The organism is Taibaiella soli (assembly GCF_003236175.1).
Classification (GTDB): Bacteria; Bacteroidota; Bacteroidia; order Chitinophagales; family Chitinophagaceae; genus QKTW01.
In genome coordinates, this window is the sequence record NZ_QKTW01000003.1 from 1 (window position 1) to 16,261 (window position 16,261).

Annotated in this window: 11 protein-coding genes and 1 pseudogene; 6 read left to right on the forward strand and 6 right to left on the reverse strand. The window is 43.9% G+C overall.

Features of this window, described 5'->3' with window-relative positions; all coding sequences use genetic code 11:
• Both DN068_RS22210 and DN068_RS01810 read left to right on the forward strand, forming a co-directional pair.
• Window positions 1-186 (forward strand): annotated as a pseudogene (locus DN068_RS22210) (hypothetical protein); the annotation flags it as partial.
• A 658-nt stretch (window positions 187-844) separates the two neighbouring features.
• Window positions 845-3,175, forward strand: a complete 2,331-nt coding sequence (locus DN068_RS01810; RefSeq protein WP_110997178.1) for a mechanosensitive ion channel family protein — start codon at window positions 845-847, stop codon at window positions 3,173-3,175.
• A gap of 167 nt (window positions 3,176-3,342) precedes the next feature.
• On the opposite strand, the gene DN068_RS01815 is transcribed toward DN068_RS01810, so the two are convergent.
• From DN068_RS01815 to DN068_RS01825, 3 genes are all read right to left on the reverse strand, one after another.
• Complete coding sequence (locus DN068_RS01815) at window positions 3,343-4,251, reverse strand: alpha/beta fold hydrolase (RefSeq protein ID WP_110997179.1); 909 nt, start codon at window positions 4,249-4,251, stop codon at window positions 3,343-3,345.
• Window positions 4,252-4,454: 203 nt separating this feature from the next.
• The gene (locus tag DN068_RS01820; protein ID WP_110997180.1) at window positions 4,455-6,941 is read right to left on the reverse strand and encodes an AsmA family protein; all 2,487 of its coding nucleotides are present in this window, start codon (window positions 6,939-6,941) and stop codon (window positions 4,455-4,457) included.
• A gap of 348 nt (window positions 6,942-7,289) precedes the next feature.
• Window positions 7,290-8,492: a hypothetical protein gene (locus tag DN068_RS01825; RefSeq protein WP_110997181.1), complete on the reverse strand. Its 1,203-nt coding sequence runs from the start codon at window positions 8,490-8,492 to the stop codon at window positions 7,290-7,292.
• Window positions 8,493-8,704: 212 nt separating this feature from the next.
• Here DN068_RS01825 and DN068_RS01830 point away from each other — a divergent pair, with 212 nt between their 5' ends.
• The 4 genes from DN068_RS01830 to DN068_RS01845 all read left to right on the forward strand — a co-directional run bounded on the left by DN068_RS01830 (window position 8,705) and on the right by DN068_RS01845 (window position 13,421).
• Entirely contained in the window at window positions 8,705-10,078 is a 1,374-nt protein-coding gene (locus DN068_RS01830) for a chloride channel protein (RefSeq protein ID WP_110997182.1), read from the forward strand.
• Window positions 10,079-10,352: 274 nt separating this feature from the next.
• Window positions 10,353-11,468 carry a glutamine-hydrolyzing carbamoyl-phosphate synthase small subunit gene (gene carA / locus DN068_RS01835; protein WP_110997183.1) on the forward strand — a complete coding sequence of 372 codons (1,116 nt, stop codon included), beginning with the start codon at window positions 10,353-10,355 and terminating at the stop codon, window positions 11,466-11,468.
• A 62-nt stretch (window positions 11,469-11,530) separates the two neighbouring features.
• Entirely contained in the window at window positions 11,531-12,490 is a 960-nt protein-coding gene (locus DN068_RS01840; RefSeq protein WP_110997184.1) for an NAD-dependent epimerase/dehydratase family protein, read from the forward strand.
• Window positions 12,491-12,731: 241 nt separating this feature from the next.
• Window positions 12,732-13,421 carry an SIR2 family NAD-dependent protein deacylase gene (locus DN068_RS01845; RefSeq protein ID WP_110997185.1) on the forward strand — a complete coding sequence of 230 codons (690 nt, stop codon included), beginning with the start codon at window positions 12,732-12,734 and terminating at the stop codon, window positions 13,419-13,421.
• On the opposite strand, the gene DN068_RS01850 is transcribed toward DN068_RS01845, so the two are convergent.
• From DN068_RS01850 to ftsY, 3 genes are read right to left on the reverse strand one after another with little or no spacing between them, the layout of a single operon-like run.
• The gene (locus tag DN068_RS01850; RefSeq protein ID WP_110997186.1) at window positions 13,401-14,624 is read right to left on the reverse strand and encodes a hypothetical protein; all 1,224 of its coding nucleotides are present in this window, start codon (window positions 14,622-14,624) and stop codon (window positions 13,401-13,403) included. The two genes, DN068_RS01845 and DN068_RS01850, sit on opposite strands and share 21 nt — an antisense overlap.
• A 3-nt stretch (window positions 14,625-14,627) precedes the next feature.
• Window positions 14,628-15,011 (reverse strand): hypothetical protein, encoded by a 384-nt coding sequence (locus DN068_RS01855; protein WP_123985200.1) that lies wholly within the window; start codon window positions 15,009-15,011, stop codon window positions 14,628-14,630.
• A gap of 26 nt (window positions 15,012-15,037) precedes the next feature.
• Window positions 15,038-16,024, reverse strand: coding sequence for a signal recognition particle-docking protein FtsY (gene ftsY / locus DN068_RS01860; protein WP_110997188.1), 987 nt, complete (start codon window positions 16,022-16,024; stop codon window positions 15,038-15,040).
• Between the last annotated feature and the right edge of the window lie 237 nt (window positions 16,025-16,261).

The following is a 16,261-nucleotide window of genomic DNA, read 5'->3' on the forward strand; positions in this document are numbered from 1 at the left end:
CACATGGGAGCGAGATCGGTTGCAACTAATAACGCTGAATTCCGTAACTATTACGAACGCAAAAAAGCCGAAGGCAAACACGATCTGACTATAATTAATGCAATCAGGAATAAAATGGTGCTAAGGGTCGTTGCTGTCATCAAGAATCAAAGAAAATATGTGAATAACTATCAAAAAGCAGCATAAAAAGTATTTCGTTAAGTCATAGCAATCATTGCGAGGAGTGCCCTAATAGCAAAGCTATGGGGACGACGTGGCAACCTGATTTCGCGAAGAGCAGGACGTGCTTCTTGCTAGTTGAAAAATAAATGCACTAAATAAATGGGATTTCGCTCGTTTATTTAAATGTTTGGCAATTTAACGCTGCATTGAAGATGAACGGAGCGTCGCAACGATGTTTAATCGAAGGCCGGCTGCCTGTAACCATATTAAGTTAACACTGGCGTAATGATGGTGTAATATTCCATTTGCACCTTTGCATGAAATTTTCGGGAAACCACCGCCACGTTTGTACCTTCCAGACTCACCATAATGTTTGTTTGATTTAAAGAAAAAGATGGCCGCCTCGTGCGGCCATCTTTTTTGTCTGGCGCGAGAGTTAGCGCAGCGCTCTCGTGTCTAAAATGCTTGGAGGAGTAGGAGTGTACAGCAGGATGGTAGCTAAATTAAGTATGGAGGTATAGCTCCTGGTTCTTCTTTAGTACGGGCTTAGAGGAATTACCAAGCTAATAACAAGCTTTAAATAAAAGCTAAAACAGCCCTTAAAAACGGGTAAATCAGCAAATGACTACTTGCTGGCTGTGTTTTTATTTTAAATTGGCAGCAGATTTGATCATAACTCGTCATGATAAAGCTGAAATATATTCTTGCCCTGCTTGCCCTATTTTTTGTGTTGCACGCAGAAGCTCAAAACCGTCAGGATTCCGTACAGATTACCGAAAGTGACCAGGCTGCAACGTCTACGGATACGCTGTTAAAGAAAGTGGAGCGGATGCATACTTCGCTTAACAGAATCAACAATGTGTCGGAGCGCGGATTTGATACCAGAGATATAGAAAAAAATCTGCCGCAGATACAGGAGAATCTCGCCATTATTCAGGAAAATCTGTCGCAATACAGTAGTGTGCAGAATGCAAGAAATCTGCAGTTGTATAGTGTTTTGGTAAGCGATATGCAGGCACAGATGAATGACTGGCGTACCGCTTTATTTGCCTACAACAGACAGGTGATATCAATGAATGAGCAGATACGTTCGTTTGTGGACGACTCGATGATACAGCATATCAGAAAAGATACCTTGTTTTTTCATTTGTATCAAAGCGAGCTCAGCGATATAAAAAGTAAATGGGAGAAAGCGATTCGTTCCACCGCATCTGATCTGGACAAGATTACCAAACTACAGGCATCGGTCTCCAATACTTACTTTGCGAGTATTGAACTGAAAAATACAATTCGTCGTCAGATCAAGAAATCACAGACAGAAACATTCGGGCAGGAGTATCCATTTATATGGGAAAAGGAACAGGCAAATGCAGCCGCATCAGTTGATCAGGCTAAGGTTTATGAAGGGCAGCGGAAGATTGTGCGGTACTATTTTCAGCGTAACGGCAGCGATTGGTGGTGGTTTCTGATTATTGGTCTGATGTTTTTTGGCTGGGTGGCGAATAATTTCCGAGCGGTTAAAAAAGCAGGTGGCTTGTCAATTGCCGAACAGCCGGAGCTGACGTATGTCAGCGCATTTCCACTGGCAGCGGCTTCAGTTGTTGTATTTAATATAGCACCGTTTTTCGATCTTAATCCGCCGTCGGTTTATGTGAACATGATGCAGTTTTTGCTTTTAATCGGACTTTCCTTTGTACTCTGGAGAAGCTGGCAGCGAAAATTCTTTTGGTACTGGCTGGCGATTGTGGCATTCTATTTGTTTTTTGCTTTTAGCAATGTAGTGACGCATATCAGTCCGGCTTACCGTTGGCTGCTATTGGCTGTAAATGCGGGTTGTGTTGTTTTTGGCTTGTCGCTGTTGCGTTTGCTGCGCACAGAGCTGGCGATGAAAGGCTTTACCAAAACAGTGACCGGCATATTTATCGTTTTGAACATTGCGGCTATCGTTGCTAATATAGCAGGGCGGGTGAGCATGGCAAAGGTGATGTCGATTGCTGGTATCTTCGGTTTGTCACAGGTGATCGGCTTATCTGTATTTATTCATCTGATAGACGAAGCATTTTATCTGCAAATGGTCAAGAGCCGGCTGAAAGATGGTAAGAACATACGGTTCAACTATGGTAAGATACAGGACCGGCTTAATAAAATATTGAGTTTTGTTGCGGTCATCGCATGGGTGATCATTTTTGCATCCAATTTAAATGCGTACAATCAACTTTATAAAAAGCTCTATTTCTTCTTAAACAAACCTTATGAAGTAGGCAGCGTCAGCTTTACGGCGGGACATATCCTGCTCTTCTTTGTGGTGCTGTATATTTCCAATTTACTGCAACAATATCTGGGTTATTTTCTCGGCGAAACGGAAGATGATTTCGGCAGTGAAACCAATAAGAAAAATTCAAGGCTGGCGATTGTAAAATTGGTATTGCTGCTTGGTGGCTTTTTACTAGCCATGACCGCAAGCGGGCTGCCGGTGGATAAGCTGACAGTGGTACTTGGTGCCGTTGGTGTGGGTGTCGGTCTGGGTTTGCAAAATATAGTAAACAACCTGGTGTCGGGTGTGATCCTGATTTTCGAAAAACCGCTGCAACTTGGTGATTACATAGAGCTCGGGGATAAAAAAGGAAAGGTAAAAACCATAGGCATCCGCGCCAGCAAAATGCTTACCTCCGAAGGTGCAGAAGTCATAGTGCCAAATGGAGATCTTATTTCTAACCGGCTTACAAACTGGACGCTCAGTAATGAGCACATCAGAACAGTGCTCACGTATAAACTCCAGCCTATAGCGCAGCTCGAAGAGGCTAAGCAGTGTATACTGGACGTGTTGGCCAATACGGAAAGGGTGATGCAACAACTACCGGCCGAGATTCTGATTACCAATATCAATGATACCTCGGTGGAGCTCAGCGTACGGTTCTGGCTTACTAATCTTAATCAGGAACACGAGGTGAAAAGTGAGGTGCTGGTGAATGTCTACAATGCGCTAAAATCAAGGGGAATTAACCTTCTCTAGCTCCTCCGAAGAAGAGAATAAATGGCGTACGTTTTTTATTGCCCGAAGCGGCAGGACGGCATGGCGAAATAAGGGCGGATACTAAAGAAGAATAACATAAGTCCAGTTGTTCGACATGTTAGCGCGCATGTCGAACAACTGATAAAGTGGATTTCCGATCCACTTCTTTATCGAATAAAATCAAACATCGCATTCACAAACACACCATTCTCTTCAAAATATAGGATATGTCCACCATTGATAAGCTTTACCCGCTGATTAGGAAAATGGAAGCGCTTGTAGTGATCAGGACCAATACTGTGATCGCGGCTGCCTGAAATGATTAATACGGGCACGTTTACTTGTGATGTCTGCTTCGTGAAATCAACTGTATATTCAGGCATCGTCAACGCGACTTGCGCGAAAGCGCTATTGCGTGTTGCATCGTCAATGCTATCAATTTTTGCCACCGATGATTTATTATCCGAAAGCATTTTATAATCCTTGTCTGCCTGCTTTAAAAGCTTTCTTGCCTTGAAAAAATGCGCCATTAAAGAATCGTTTTCCGTTGTGGAAATATGTTTTTTCAAGAGCGTATCAACGTATGCGATCTGGTTAGATAGCGAGTTCCGGAGATCAAGCGTCGCATTTAAAAGAATAAGTCCATTGACATGCTGCGGGTATCTTTTTGCATAGTTGAATGCCAGTACACCGCCAAAGGAATGTGCAATCAGATATACTTTTTCGGAGCCGGTAATTGTGCGGAGCTCTTCGATATCACGGATCATTCTTTCCATGGTGTAATTGCCATCGGTGGGAGATTGAGAGCGCCCGCAGCCGCGCTGGTCAAAGTAATACATCGTCAACTTCTGCTCTAGCGCATTGCCACCCATGTCTTCAAATGATTTACTCCAGGCTCCTGGTCCACCGTGGATAAAAATGCAGGGCGCACCATTTCCGGACACCTTCAGGTAAAGTGCTACACCATCGGAAGTAATAAATGTGTTGTCGTTGATTTTTTTGGCGGTAGTGTTTTGTGCCAGACAAAAATTGCAGGATGTGAAAAGTATAGTGATGATGATAAGCAGTAGTCTCATGGTGGAATAAAGTTAGGGTTTTAGATATTTTCATTGACTCAGGCACCAGAGGGAGAATGCCTGTTTCGACTCGCTGAGTCAAAAATGTAGTATAACCCCATATTTCGCGGGACACTTCCTTTGTCGGTGTGACATGTAAAACAAAATGATCTGCTCACGCTGTTGTGGCTGCGATTAATGCAAATCTTCTAACCCATCAACCATCAACGTTTCGCCGTATCCACATCCCTTGGCTTGCCAATAATGATCTTCCGGTCTCTGTCTAATCCGATTTTCACTTTGCCGTCTTTATCACTCGTGGCACGGAGGAAGAGTACCAATCCTTTCTTTTTCTTCGGAACAACAATTGTATTCGGATCTTCGCTATTTGCAGCGTCTTTCTGCGGATTGCGCAGCGGAAGTTCTAGAGAAATATCCGTATTGTAAGGTGGCGCATATACACCTGCAATAGTCAGGTAGAAAGTGGAGGAAACAATTTGCGTTGGTGGAATAATAAACTTGTTGCCGGCTACTTGCAGATGACCGGAAAGATCCTTGATCATTACATTGGAAAGATCACGTTTTTTGAACGCAAACTTATTGATCTTCGTAAACGGTTCGAAATCCGTGATGGCGCCGTCTTTCAGCTGATAGTTGATTGAACCGTTCATAGAGCCCTGTATAATCTTCGCATCGTCGGTCATGTTGCCGTTCACATCTACATCTATCGAAAGTTTGCCGTGTACATTTTTATAATCGATCGCATCCTGACCGAAGTTTTCAAAAGCATAAAATAACCGCGACACATCCACACTGTTTACGTTGGCTTTTAGCGAAAACGGATTGCGTGCCGCTCCCTGATTGATAACCGCACTCATATCCAGACTGCCGCCTGCGTGCAGCAGTTTTATTTGCTGCAGGGTAATGCTTTGTGTAGAAAGATTAGCGTTGGCCTTGATGTTTGTGGCAGTAAAATGCCGGAAGTTGAGTTTGTCGATATCCACGTTCATCGTCACATTGGCGAGGTCCAGCACTTTGTCGAGCTGGTTGAGGATACGGTGCGCTTTGTTGCGCGGCGCCTGTTGTTGTCTTCTGCGTGCTTCTACGCGTTTACGTTTGCTGACGAATGTGATGAAGTCGCCAAGGTTTACAACCGGTGCTTTAATATTCCAGTTGATCAAAACTTTTTCAGGATTAGAGAAATAAAACCGGAAGATATGTTCTGCCGAACCATTCATTTTCAGTACGCTTTCTCCTTTGGAAGTAACAACGTTTGTAATGCGCATATTATCGCCTTCGAGCGACATGTCTGCGCTGGTATTTTTCATCTCCAGACCACGCGGCAAGTACACAAAATTGGCATTGCGTACGGTGATAAATCCCTGTACACTTGGTATGGTTGTATCACGGCCGGTTATCGCACTGATGGTGCCGTAATAGTGCAGCTTAAAGGCCATGAGCCCGTTCTTGAACAGGAATGGCATGTTGTCGCCGGCAGTATTAAGTGCCGTAAGCGGAAACAAGGACTGCAGATAAAAATTGATAATTGGCTTTTGCAGATTTGATAGATGGAAGGTATCAATCTGGAACGGAAGGCCCAGCCATTCGGCTTTTACACCGGTGAGCTGTATGGTTGAGTTGGGGTCGTTGTGCCCTTTACCCGGAATAAATTCGTTGTAAAATTTTCCCTGAAAAGTACAGTTGGTAAAATCATCAAACGGTGTTTTGAGTATATTGTCGCGCACGTCCCAGGTTACAGCAACTGTTGGTGTGTCACGGTATTTGATACGGCCATTGATAAAGGCTTCCAGCCTAACCGGTTTTACCAGGTCAATACTGTCGAGCTTGCAGGAGATATTTGGCGAAAGCCAGGATATTACTTTATGGAAGTTGGCGTGCTTGCTTAAAAAATGCAGATCAAACGTAGCCGGTGTGTCATTAAAATGGAAATTGCCTGCAAATGATATCTGCTCGCCGTTAAGGCTGAGCGGCTGGTCCGGTACTTCCAGATGTTTTTTGTCGGGGTAATATCTGAAACGCAGTTTGCTTTTCAGGTTTACATCTTTCAGATAACTTCCTTTCTCGGTGTTGAAGCAAAAATCATTGATGCGTGCATCTAAGGTAGATTCGGTCAGCCAGTGATCTTTCTCCTTTTGGGCATGCCCGCTGAAATGGTGCAGATCGATCCTGAACAATTTGTTCTTGATCTTATGCTCCATGGTAAGCTGAATATCATTCAGTGAAAAATCGAGGAATGAAATTTTCTGTTTAGATCCTTTCTTGTCAGGATTTTTCTTCTTGAAGATATAAGTATTGCTGTAACCGCTGCTATCGGTAAACAGGTAAATGCGCCCGTGGCTGGCCGTAATTTTTTTGATTTCGATGCGTTTCGAAACCAGCTTTCGCATGTTGAGATTTACGTAAATGTTTTGTGCTTCCAACAGGCTGTGGTGGTGTTTTTCCCAAAGTGTATCCCGAATGGATACATTTTCCATTTCAACAGCAAGACTCGGAAAACCGCGCCACAATGAAAAACTGATATCGCCGATGCTGATTTTGCCATCCAGCTGATCGTTCAGACTTTCAGTAACGCGTTGCAGCAATTCCTTTTTATGCGTTTCCACATAGGCTACCAGCATAATCCATAATCCTATCAGCAGCAGACAGAATCCGGCAGATGCTTTTAGTAATATGCGCAGCCATTTGGGCATAACGTGATCATTCACATGGTTATACCAAATATAACATGTAAATCATGCCAACGCTTAATTAATTTGACAATTCGGCAAATTGAAAATATGAAAATGGTGTAGGTAAGAGGTGATGTGATAAGGAGTGTTGTTTATCGTGTCATTGCGAAAAATGACGCAAGCTGCGTAATGTAAGCACAGCGTTTGCAATAAAACGCGAAATCGGATCCCGACGTCCTGCGTCCTCGGGACAACCCTGGGAATTGTAGCACACATGTTTTCGCGGACCCAGTTGGGGCAAACACCGAATTGACCTTTCACGTTTGACGTTTCACCACGAGATTGACCACTGATCATTGACCATTGACGCTACATCAGCTTATACATCTTCGCCACCGTATTCTTATATTGTTTCGGGTCGAAGGTATGGTCGAATGTTTCTTTGAGCGTGTTGAGTTTGATTTGCAGCGCTGCCATGCGCGGACCGATTTCTTTATCGGCCTTGTATTTGTTGATAAGTGCGTTGTATTTATCGATATGCTGACTGATACGGCTGGTAATATCGCCATATTGCATTTTGAGGGATTGCACATCCATGAGTTGGTAATAGACAGCCTCCTTCCAGTTCTTAGGATCCGTTGTTTTGAGCAGCGTTACTTCGTTGGCTGATTTATGACGCAGATCGCTGAGGTAAACATATCTTTTGTCGGCATCGCTTTCTTTAGAATAGCAAGTAACGAACGCACCTTTCGGACTGTTGATCATACACAGATTGCGGCTGAGTACGCTGTCGTAATCTTCCCGCAGTTGTCCCAGTGATTTAGTGATATCGTCCCATTCATTGTCAATCTTGTCCTTGTCACTGTTAAACTGACTGAGTGTAACGGTGAGTGTAAACATGCGCTCGGCTTCCGTACGCAATTGTTTTTGATGATGGCTGATGGAACTTACATACGTAGCCATACCATTACACAACATAGCGCCGATGGTTCCTGTAAGCGGAATGCTGGCCGACACACTGCCTGAGAGCGAAAGCATATTACTGATTGCCTGGAACGTTGCCTCTTTTGATTTCTTTTTCTCCACATACTTTTTAAACTTGCCAAACCATTCGCTATAGCCGCTGTAAGTGGCAGGATTACTCGTTTCAGTAAGGCCGTCAAAAAAATCTTCCGTAGCGTGAAACAAAACCAATGGTTTTATCTCGCGTTCCATCGATACCAAATTGATTACTGCACTTTGATAATTCACCTGATACACGTCCGTTTCATTTTGCTCTACCGCTCTTTGTTTGTCTTCGAGCAATTGTACCCGTTCCAGGATCTTATCAAGCTTTTCCTGTTTGTTGGCTGTATAGTGCAGCGTGCTGTCAAGACGCTGAATGCGGCCGTTGAGCTGATAAATAGTAGAGTCAAACGATTTGTTCTTTACTTCAAATCCTGTTTGTATATCGGTAAGGATTTTGTCGCGCATGCTTTGCTCCACAACCGCCAGTTGCATGGAATCGGTATCGGCTGCAAAGACTTTTGATGCCGGCAATGCGGTGAGCAGTAAGTAAAGAAGAGGTTTCATAATCGTGCGGCAATGATTGATGCGGTAAAATTAGTTGCTATTTGTTCCGTTCGCTATCGCTTTTAAAAAGTTTTAGGATTTATTTAATGTTTTAGATTTTGGCCGTAATGGAAGCTTTTGGAGGAATGATATTGGTAAATGAAATAATATTTGTCATTCTGTTTCTGATGCGGCTACCTTTGTTTAGCTGCATCACCTAATACCGACTCACAATGTCCTCATTTAGTAAACTATTGGTAAAGGCCGGCCAGATCCGTTCAAAATATATCCGGCACCGCAATTTTTTAATGCTCATCAGCTGTCTGGTTGGGCTGATTTCAGCACTTGCAGCAGTAGCACTCAAGCGTTCGGTTTCTTTTATCGAACACAAGGCAGATTCGCTCAACGATTGGATCGGCAGTAACTGGCTTACTGCTATTTTTCCGCTGATCGGTGTAGGGTTATCAATGCTCATCATCGTTTATGTGTATAAAAACAGGCTGATGCGCGGCGTTGGCGCCATTGTTACCGCTATTCTGCAAGACAAAAGCCGTATTCCCAAACGCAATATTATCGGACACCTGATTACCGCAGCGGTTACGACTGCATTAGGTGGTTCGGTAGGGTTGGAGGCGCCGATCGTTACTTCCGGTGCAGCTTTGGGTTCCAATACAGCTCATGATCTCCGGCTTTCGCACCGAGATACAACCTTGTTGCTCGCTTGCGGTACGGCTAGTGGGATTGCCGCAATCTTCAACAGTCCGTTTGCAGGTATCATCTTTGTACTTGAGATATTTCTGCTCGATTTCAGCATTCCTTTTTTTATTCCACTGCTGATGTCTACGGCAACGGCTACTGTTGTGTCTCAAATTCTTTACCCGGAGAAATTCGTGTTTCTCGACATTAAAGGCTGGGATATGCACGCTATCCCTTTTTATGTCGTGCTTGGTACCGTATGTGGATTTATATCGGTTTACGTAACGCATGTGGTGGAGTGGGTAGAAGGCTATTTCGCCAAACGCCGGCTTGATTGGAAAACCTGGTTGATGGCCGGCATCCCTTTATGTCTGCTCATCTTTATGTTTCCACGTTTGTACGGAGAAGGATATTCAACGGTGAAAGCGCTGATGCATGGCAATAGTGCTGTATTGCTCAGTCATTCCACATGGATTCATCTCAGTCCCGACTGGTCGATCATCATCATGTGTGTACTGCTTATTTTATTTAAAGTATTTGCCGCTTCGCTAACGGTCAGTGCCGGCGGTAACGGTGGTATTTTCGGGCCTTCATTATTTATTGGTGGGGTAGCTGGCTTTTTATTCGCTTTCGCAATTAATAAATCGGGTTTGTACGAATTAAATACACCCAATTTTATCATTGCGGCAATGGCGGGTGTGCTCGCAGGTGTGATGCATGCACCACTTACTTCTATTTTTCTGCTGGCGGAAATTACGGGTGGTTATAAATTATTTGTACCGCTCATGATCGTGTCGGCGATCTCTTATTTTATGACGCGGAAATATGTGAAACACTCATTGTATCATAAATCATTGTTCGAAAAAAGTATTCTTACGGACGAACATGACCACGATCACGACCATTTTTAAAAATTTAACATTGGCGTAAAAAAAATACAGCGTCTTCCCCAAGACGCTGTATTTACAATTTCTTTCTCCCCCTAAGAGAAAAACTTCCCCTCAATTTTCCTTCCCTCTTGCAAGCCTACCTGTAAGTCAGGAATTTATGACAATAAATATAGCTCAAGTTTTATAATAGTCAAGGCCCTGTAAAAGAATATTTTCCGGATCGGAATAAGGTGCCGCAAAAATATGCGAAAACATGTTTTTCAGCATGTGACGTTTTTGTTACCTTTGCGCCATTATGCCCGCTGCACAATCTACTTCGGCTCCCGCCTGGCTGCTTCTCGAGGACGGAACATTTTTTAAAGGAATTTCATTTGGTGCAAAAGGAACTAGTGGTGGTGAAATATGCTTCAATACCGGGATGACCGGTTATCAGGAAGTATTCACCGACCCTTCCTACGCTGGTCAGGTGCTGATCATGAACAATGCCTATATCGGTAATTATGGTGTGAAAAATGAAGACGTAGAGTCTGAATCTGTAAAGATTAAGGCGCTGGTCTGCAAAAACATCTCCGACCGTTATAGTCGTATGACCGCCAATGATAACCTGGAAGAATATCTGATTAAAAACAATATTGTGGCGATCCACGATGTGGATACCCGCGCGCTCGTGCAGCATATCCGCAGCAAGGGTGCCATGAACGGTATTGTTTCTACAGAACTGAGCGAACTGGAAGCACTCCGTGAAGAACTGAAAAAAGTTCCGGATATGGCCGGTCTTGATCTGTCTTCCGTAGTTTCTACAGACAAAGCATTTACAGTCGGTCGCGAAGATGCCAAACATCGTATCGCGGTTCTGGATTTTGGGGTGAAACGTAGCATGCTGCGCTTCCTTTCTCAAAAAGATGCTTTCCTGAAAGTATTCCCGGCTCGTACTACGGTTGCTGAGATGGAAGAATTCAAACCAGACGGCTATTTCGTTTCCAACGGTCCTGGCGATCCTGCATCTATGGGTTACGCGATCGACACCGTAAAAGATGTACTGGCAACAGATAAACCAATGTTCGGTATCTGTCTGGGTAATCAATTACTCGCTTTGGCAAACGGTGCTACTACCTTTAAAATGCACCACGGTCACAGAGGTCTGAACCATCCGGTGAAAAACCTGCTGACTGGTAAAAGCGAGATTACAACGCAAAACCACGGTTTCGGGGTAGATCCTGAATCCATCAAAAATATTCCGAACATCGAAGTAACGCACGTTAACCTGAATGACGGTTCTATCGAAGGTATCCGTCTGAAAGATAAAAAAGCGTTCTCGGTTCAGTATCACCCGGAAAGTACACCTGGTCCTTTTGATTCCCGCTATCTGTTTGATGATTTCATCAATCTGATTGAAGGAAGCAAAAAATAGATTTAACGGAACGGATTTTGTAGTACTTTGACCAATTACTTTTTATAACTGGTTCACTTAAAATGAAAAAAGAAAAGATCCTCATCGTAGGTGCTTGTGGACAAATTGGGGTAGAGCTGACGCTGGCGCTGAGAAAACTATACGGCAATGACAATGTTATTGCTTCTGATATTCGCGAAGCACATCCGCTGCTGGCCGGAACCGGTCCGTACGAGATACTGAACGCAATGGACGGTGCAGCAATGCATGCGCTGGTAAAGAAAGAAGGTATCACGCAGATTTATCTGCTGGCAGCTTTACTTTCTGCTACCGGTGAAAAAGCTCCGATGCGTGCCTGGGATATCAATATGCAGAGCCTTCTGCAGGTGCTGGATCTCGGCGTTCAGGAAAAGCTGACAAAAATCTACTGGCCTAGTTCTATCGCTGTTTTCGGACCGACAACGCCACGTCAGGATACACCGCAGCAAACGGTTGTAGAGCCACGAACGGTGTACGGTATCAGTAAATATGCAGGTGAACTCTGGTGTCAATACTACAACCAACGCTGGGGACTTGATGTACGCAGTCTGCGTTATCCAGGTCTTATCAGCTGGAAATCTGAACCAGGTGGCGGTACTACAGACTACGCTGTTGAAATTTATCACGAAGCGTTGAAACACGGCAAGTATACCAGCTTCCTTTCTGAAAATACTTATCTGCCGATGATGTATATGGATGACGCTATCCGTGGTACAATAGAGCTGATGGAAGCTCCGGCTGAAAAAATACAAACACGTATGTCGTACAATATTTCGGCAATGAGTTTCTCTCCGAAAGAAATTACGGCAGCAATCCAAAAACATATTCCTGACTTCCAGATCAGCTACGAACCAGATTTTCGTCAGCAAATTGCAGACGGCTGGCCGCAAAGCATCGATGATGCCGCAGCACGCGCACACTGGGGTTGGAAAAATGAATTTGATCTCGCTAAAATGACGGCCGATATGTTGTTCCACCTGAAGGAGCAAACTGTTGTAAGCTAGTTGTTCGAGAAAAAATATAAAACGCCAAAAGACATTGTCTTTTGGCGTTTTTGTTTTTTTGGTTGTAGAGACGTTGCACGCAACGTCTCCATAGAAACGATGGCTTTATATTTAATGTAAGTAGAACATGCGCGCCAGTGATGTGTGTTCACATTTTCTGGAGACGTTCCATGCAATGTCTCTGCATGTTCGTTGTGAATTGAATTCTCTTATTTTTGTTTTTTGACTTTTGACTTTTCAGATGAAACCAACACTAGTAGTCCTCACGGGCGCGGGCATCAGCGCAGAAAGCGGATTGAAAACTTTTCGCGACAGCGATGGCTTGTGGGAAGGATATAATATTGAAGATGTAGCTACCCCGCGTGCGTGGCGTAAAGACCCGCAGCTAGTGCTTGATTTTTATAATTTTCGCAGGCAAAATGTAAGAGACGCGCAGCCAAATGCGGCGCATAAAATACTTGCAGAACTGGAATCCGATTTTAATGTGCACATCGTTACGCAGAACATCGATGATTTACATGAGCGTGCCGGTTCTACTAATGTAATGCATCTGCATGGAGAGATTATGAAAATGCGTAGTGTCCTGAATGATGAACTGACTTATCCGGTAGCTGGTGATATTAAGCTGGGGGATCTTGCTGTTGACGGCGGACAATATCGGCCACACGTAGTTTGGTTTGAGGAATCGGTGCCAATGATCGTGGATGCGGCAGCGGTGATGCATCAGGCAGATTATTTTATTCTCGTAGGAACATCTTTACAGGTTTATCCCGCAGCGGGTCTGGTAGATTATGTGCCGGACCATGTGTCGAAATATATTGTAGATAAAAGAATTCCGTCTGTAGGGCATTACAGCAATATCATTCCGGTAGAGCAATCAGCAACAGAAGGTATGGCAGCAGTGAGGAAATTATTGCTCGACTGTCTTTAAGCGAAGCGAAGAAAGGTCAAGTGACATAATATAGACCGCTGCAGGCACCAGCTGTAAGATCAATCGGTCAACAGATGTTTTGAGATGCCATTCGAGATCATGCGGTGTGTAAATGTATACGAGTATGTATCCACCCATAATGACGAAGAGCATCAGCAGATTTTTGGCCGGGAAACGTTGACGGAATACGCAATCGAGCACATACAAGATCAGGCCGATTTTTATTGCAGAAAAACGTTCGTTTAATTTGTCGGAGATATAACCGAAGATCAGTTTATAACGTTCTTTGTCAAGAATGTTCTGCCATGCTACTTTGTGCTGCCCGTCTATCAGATCATTCGCGGGCGCGTAGACCAGTTTCAGAATTGCTACGCCTAAAATAAACGGCGCTATACCAGCCAGAAAGTAAACAAGATTTTTTCCTTTAGTAAAAGTCCGGAAATAGAACAATCCGAAAATAGCGGCGATCATAATGCCTTCGTTTTTCGTCCATAGACAAGATCCGAGCATCATGCCGCAAAGCAAGATATAAGCTGGTTTTGCTTCCTTCTTATAATAATTGATCGCTACAAAAGCGCCCAGCAGAAAGAACGAAAGATCGATATCCGCGTATTGTACAATACCACAGTTGAGATAATAGCTGTTCGATAGAAACACAAGCAACGTCAACGTGGCCAGCTGTAGATTTTTCTTGTAAAGTTCCAGGTAGATAAGTACAGGTACCAGCGTGCAAAACATTGCAGTCAGCGTAAATGGCACCAGGCCGGGCATAGCAGGGTAGAAGAGTCGCCAGAAGAAAGCAGTTGTGCCGGAGGTGAGCAGCGGATAATCGGAATGCGCGTATTCAGTATAAAGGAATATTCTTTTCCAATGTTCCGGATCACGGAGAAATAAGGCATGAAAATTCCAGATAGTAATAGAATCCCAATCACCATATTTCCTCGAAAGAAAAATTTCGAAAATGCAAAAGAGTACAATGCTGCCGAGCAGAATATACAATGCTTTTGGCGGCATCGGCTCAGCTTCTACTTCTGGTTTCACGAGCCACTGCATCATTTTCCGGTACAGGAAAAAAGAAGCGATGATAATCAGAAGTGTGGTGACGATAACGGGTAATCCAATCGCCAGCGAAAGAAAATAAAATATGCTGATGCAACCGCATAGCAGCGACAACCAGAAAATTTGTGCTGTGATCTTTTGCATCGGCTAGCGAGGGTTGATCAGTAGATAATGATAAAGACTGTCGCGGTTTTCCCAGAGGATTTTTCCCGCACTCATTTTATAGTAGGCAACACTATCGGTGTCCGTCACTGGAATCACCAGTAATGTGGAGTCATGTATTTTGTTGTTGTGATCGAGTTGCAGGAAAACAGGTGCAAGGCAATATTCGGAGCTGGCATAGCGCTGTTTTTTTCCCTGACACATAAGATAATAAAGATGGCTGGTGGGCGGAATGCTCGCTTTCAGCGGTTGCAATGAAGCGCAGACAATGTCCATTTCAGTAGACTTTCTTTCTTCTTTGACATGGTACATCAATGCGCCAACGCCCATACAAAGTAATATCGTTACTAAAACAGGCCATCTCTTCATAGTGACACTGCGATGATGCGTGTGGTTTAAGATTCTTTGGCTTCGAGGCTAAACAGGCTGTCTACAAATTCAGCTTTATTGAAGATTTGCAGGTCTTCCATTTTTTCGCCCACGCCGATATATTTTACCGGAATTTTAAATTGATTGGCAATTGCCAGTACCACGCCACCTTTTGCTGTGCCGTCGAGTTTGGTAATCGCGAGTGCTGTCACATCTGTAGCTGCTGTAAATTGTTTGGCTTGTTCCAGTGCATTCTGACCAGTGCTGCCATCCAGTACCAGCAGTACTTCATGCGGTGCATCAGGCATTTTTTTACTGATCACACGACGGATTTTACCAAGCTCATCCATCAGATAAGCTTTGTTGTGCAGACGGCCGGCAGTATCAATGATCACCACATCAGACTCACGGGCAATACCGCTTGCTACCGCGTCAAAAGCCACAGAACCCGGATCACTGCCCATTTCCTTTTTCACAATTGGCACGCCTACACGGTCACTCCAGATAGTCAGCTGGTCTACAGCAGCAGCGCGGAATGTATCAGCAGCACCAAGCAAGACGTTTTTGCCTGCTTTTTTATAATTATGTGCCAGTTTGCCGATAGTGGTCGTTTTGCCTACGCCATTAACGCCTACCACAAGTATTACGTATGGTTTTTTGCCCGCAGGAACATCAAATGTTTCAAACTCAGAAGAAGGTGCTTCGGTAAGAATGCCCATGATCTCTTCCTGTAAAATACGGTTGAGTTCACTGGTTCCCAGGTATTTATCTTTAGCTACACGCTCTTCAATGCGCTTGATAATGGTAACGGTAGTATCGATGCCCACATCAGCGCCTACTAATGCTTCCTCCACCTGATCCAATACCTCTTCGTCTACTTTGTCCTTACCCGCAATTGCTTTGGTGATCTTCGAAAAGAAGCTTTCTTTGGTCTTTTTGAGTCCTTCGTCGAGTGCTTCTTTTTGTTCCTGTTGTTCTTTGTTGCGTTTAAAGAGTTTATCAAAAAAGCCCATGGCAGAAAATGCGGATTATTAATTATAAATCAAAAGTTGGTGCGAAGTTACTCTTTTGTACGGAATGTGTTTAATGTGGTAAATGTGTTTAATGCGGTAAAAAGAATGTGCTTAATGTGGGGGAATGTGTTTAACGTGTTTTTCGCCCAGAAAAATAATTTTATAAGATGATAAGGTATGACGGGACGCATTCCCGTATTGAATATAGTCATCACGTTATCGGAGGAGGACACATTC

Coding starts and splice junctions, on each gene's coding strand:
- DN068_RS01820 (WP_110997180.1), bottom strand. CDS start 6,941: ATGCCCAAATGGCTGCGCATATTACTAAAAGCATCTGCCGGATTCTGT.
- DN068_RS01830 (WP_110997182.1), top strand. CDS start 8,705: ATGTCCTCATTTAGTAAACTATTGGTAAAGGCCGGCCAGATCCGTTCA.
- carA (WP_110997183.1), top strand. CDS start 10,353: ATGCCCGCTGCACAATCTACTTCGGCTCCCGCCTGGCTGCTTCTCGAG.
- DN068_RS01825 (WP_110997181.1), bottom strand. CDS start 8,492: ATGAAACCTCTTCTTTACTTACTGCTCACCGCATTGCCGGCATCAAAA.
- DN068_RS01855 (WP_123985200.1), bottom strand. CDS start 15,011: ATGAAGAGATGGCCTGTTTTAGTAACGATATTACTTTGTATGGGCGTT.
- DN068_RS01815 (WP_110997179.1), bottom strand. CDS start 4,251: ATGAGACTACTGCTTATCATCATCACTATACTTTTCACATCCTGCAAT.
- DN068_RS01845 (WP_110997185.1), top strand. CDS start 12,732: ATGAAACCAACACTAGTAGTCCTCACGGGCGCGGGCATCAGCGCAGAA.
- DN068_RS01850 (WP_110997186.1), bottom strand. CDS start 14,624: ATGCAAAAGATCACAGCACAAATTTTCTGGTTGTCGCTGCTATGCGGT.
- DN068_RS01810 (WP_110997178.1), top strand. CDS start 845: ATGATAAAGCTGAAATATATTCTTGCCCTGCTTGCCCTATTTTTTGTG.
- DN068_RS01840 (WP_110997184.1), top strand. CDS start 11,531: ATGAAAAAAGAAAAGATCCTCATCGTAGGTGCTTGTGGACAAATTGGG.
- ftsY (WP_110997188.1), bottom strand. CDS start 16,024: ATGGGCTTTTTTGATAAACTCTTTAAACGCAACAAAGAACAACAGGAA.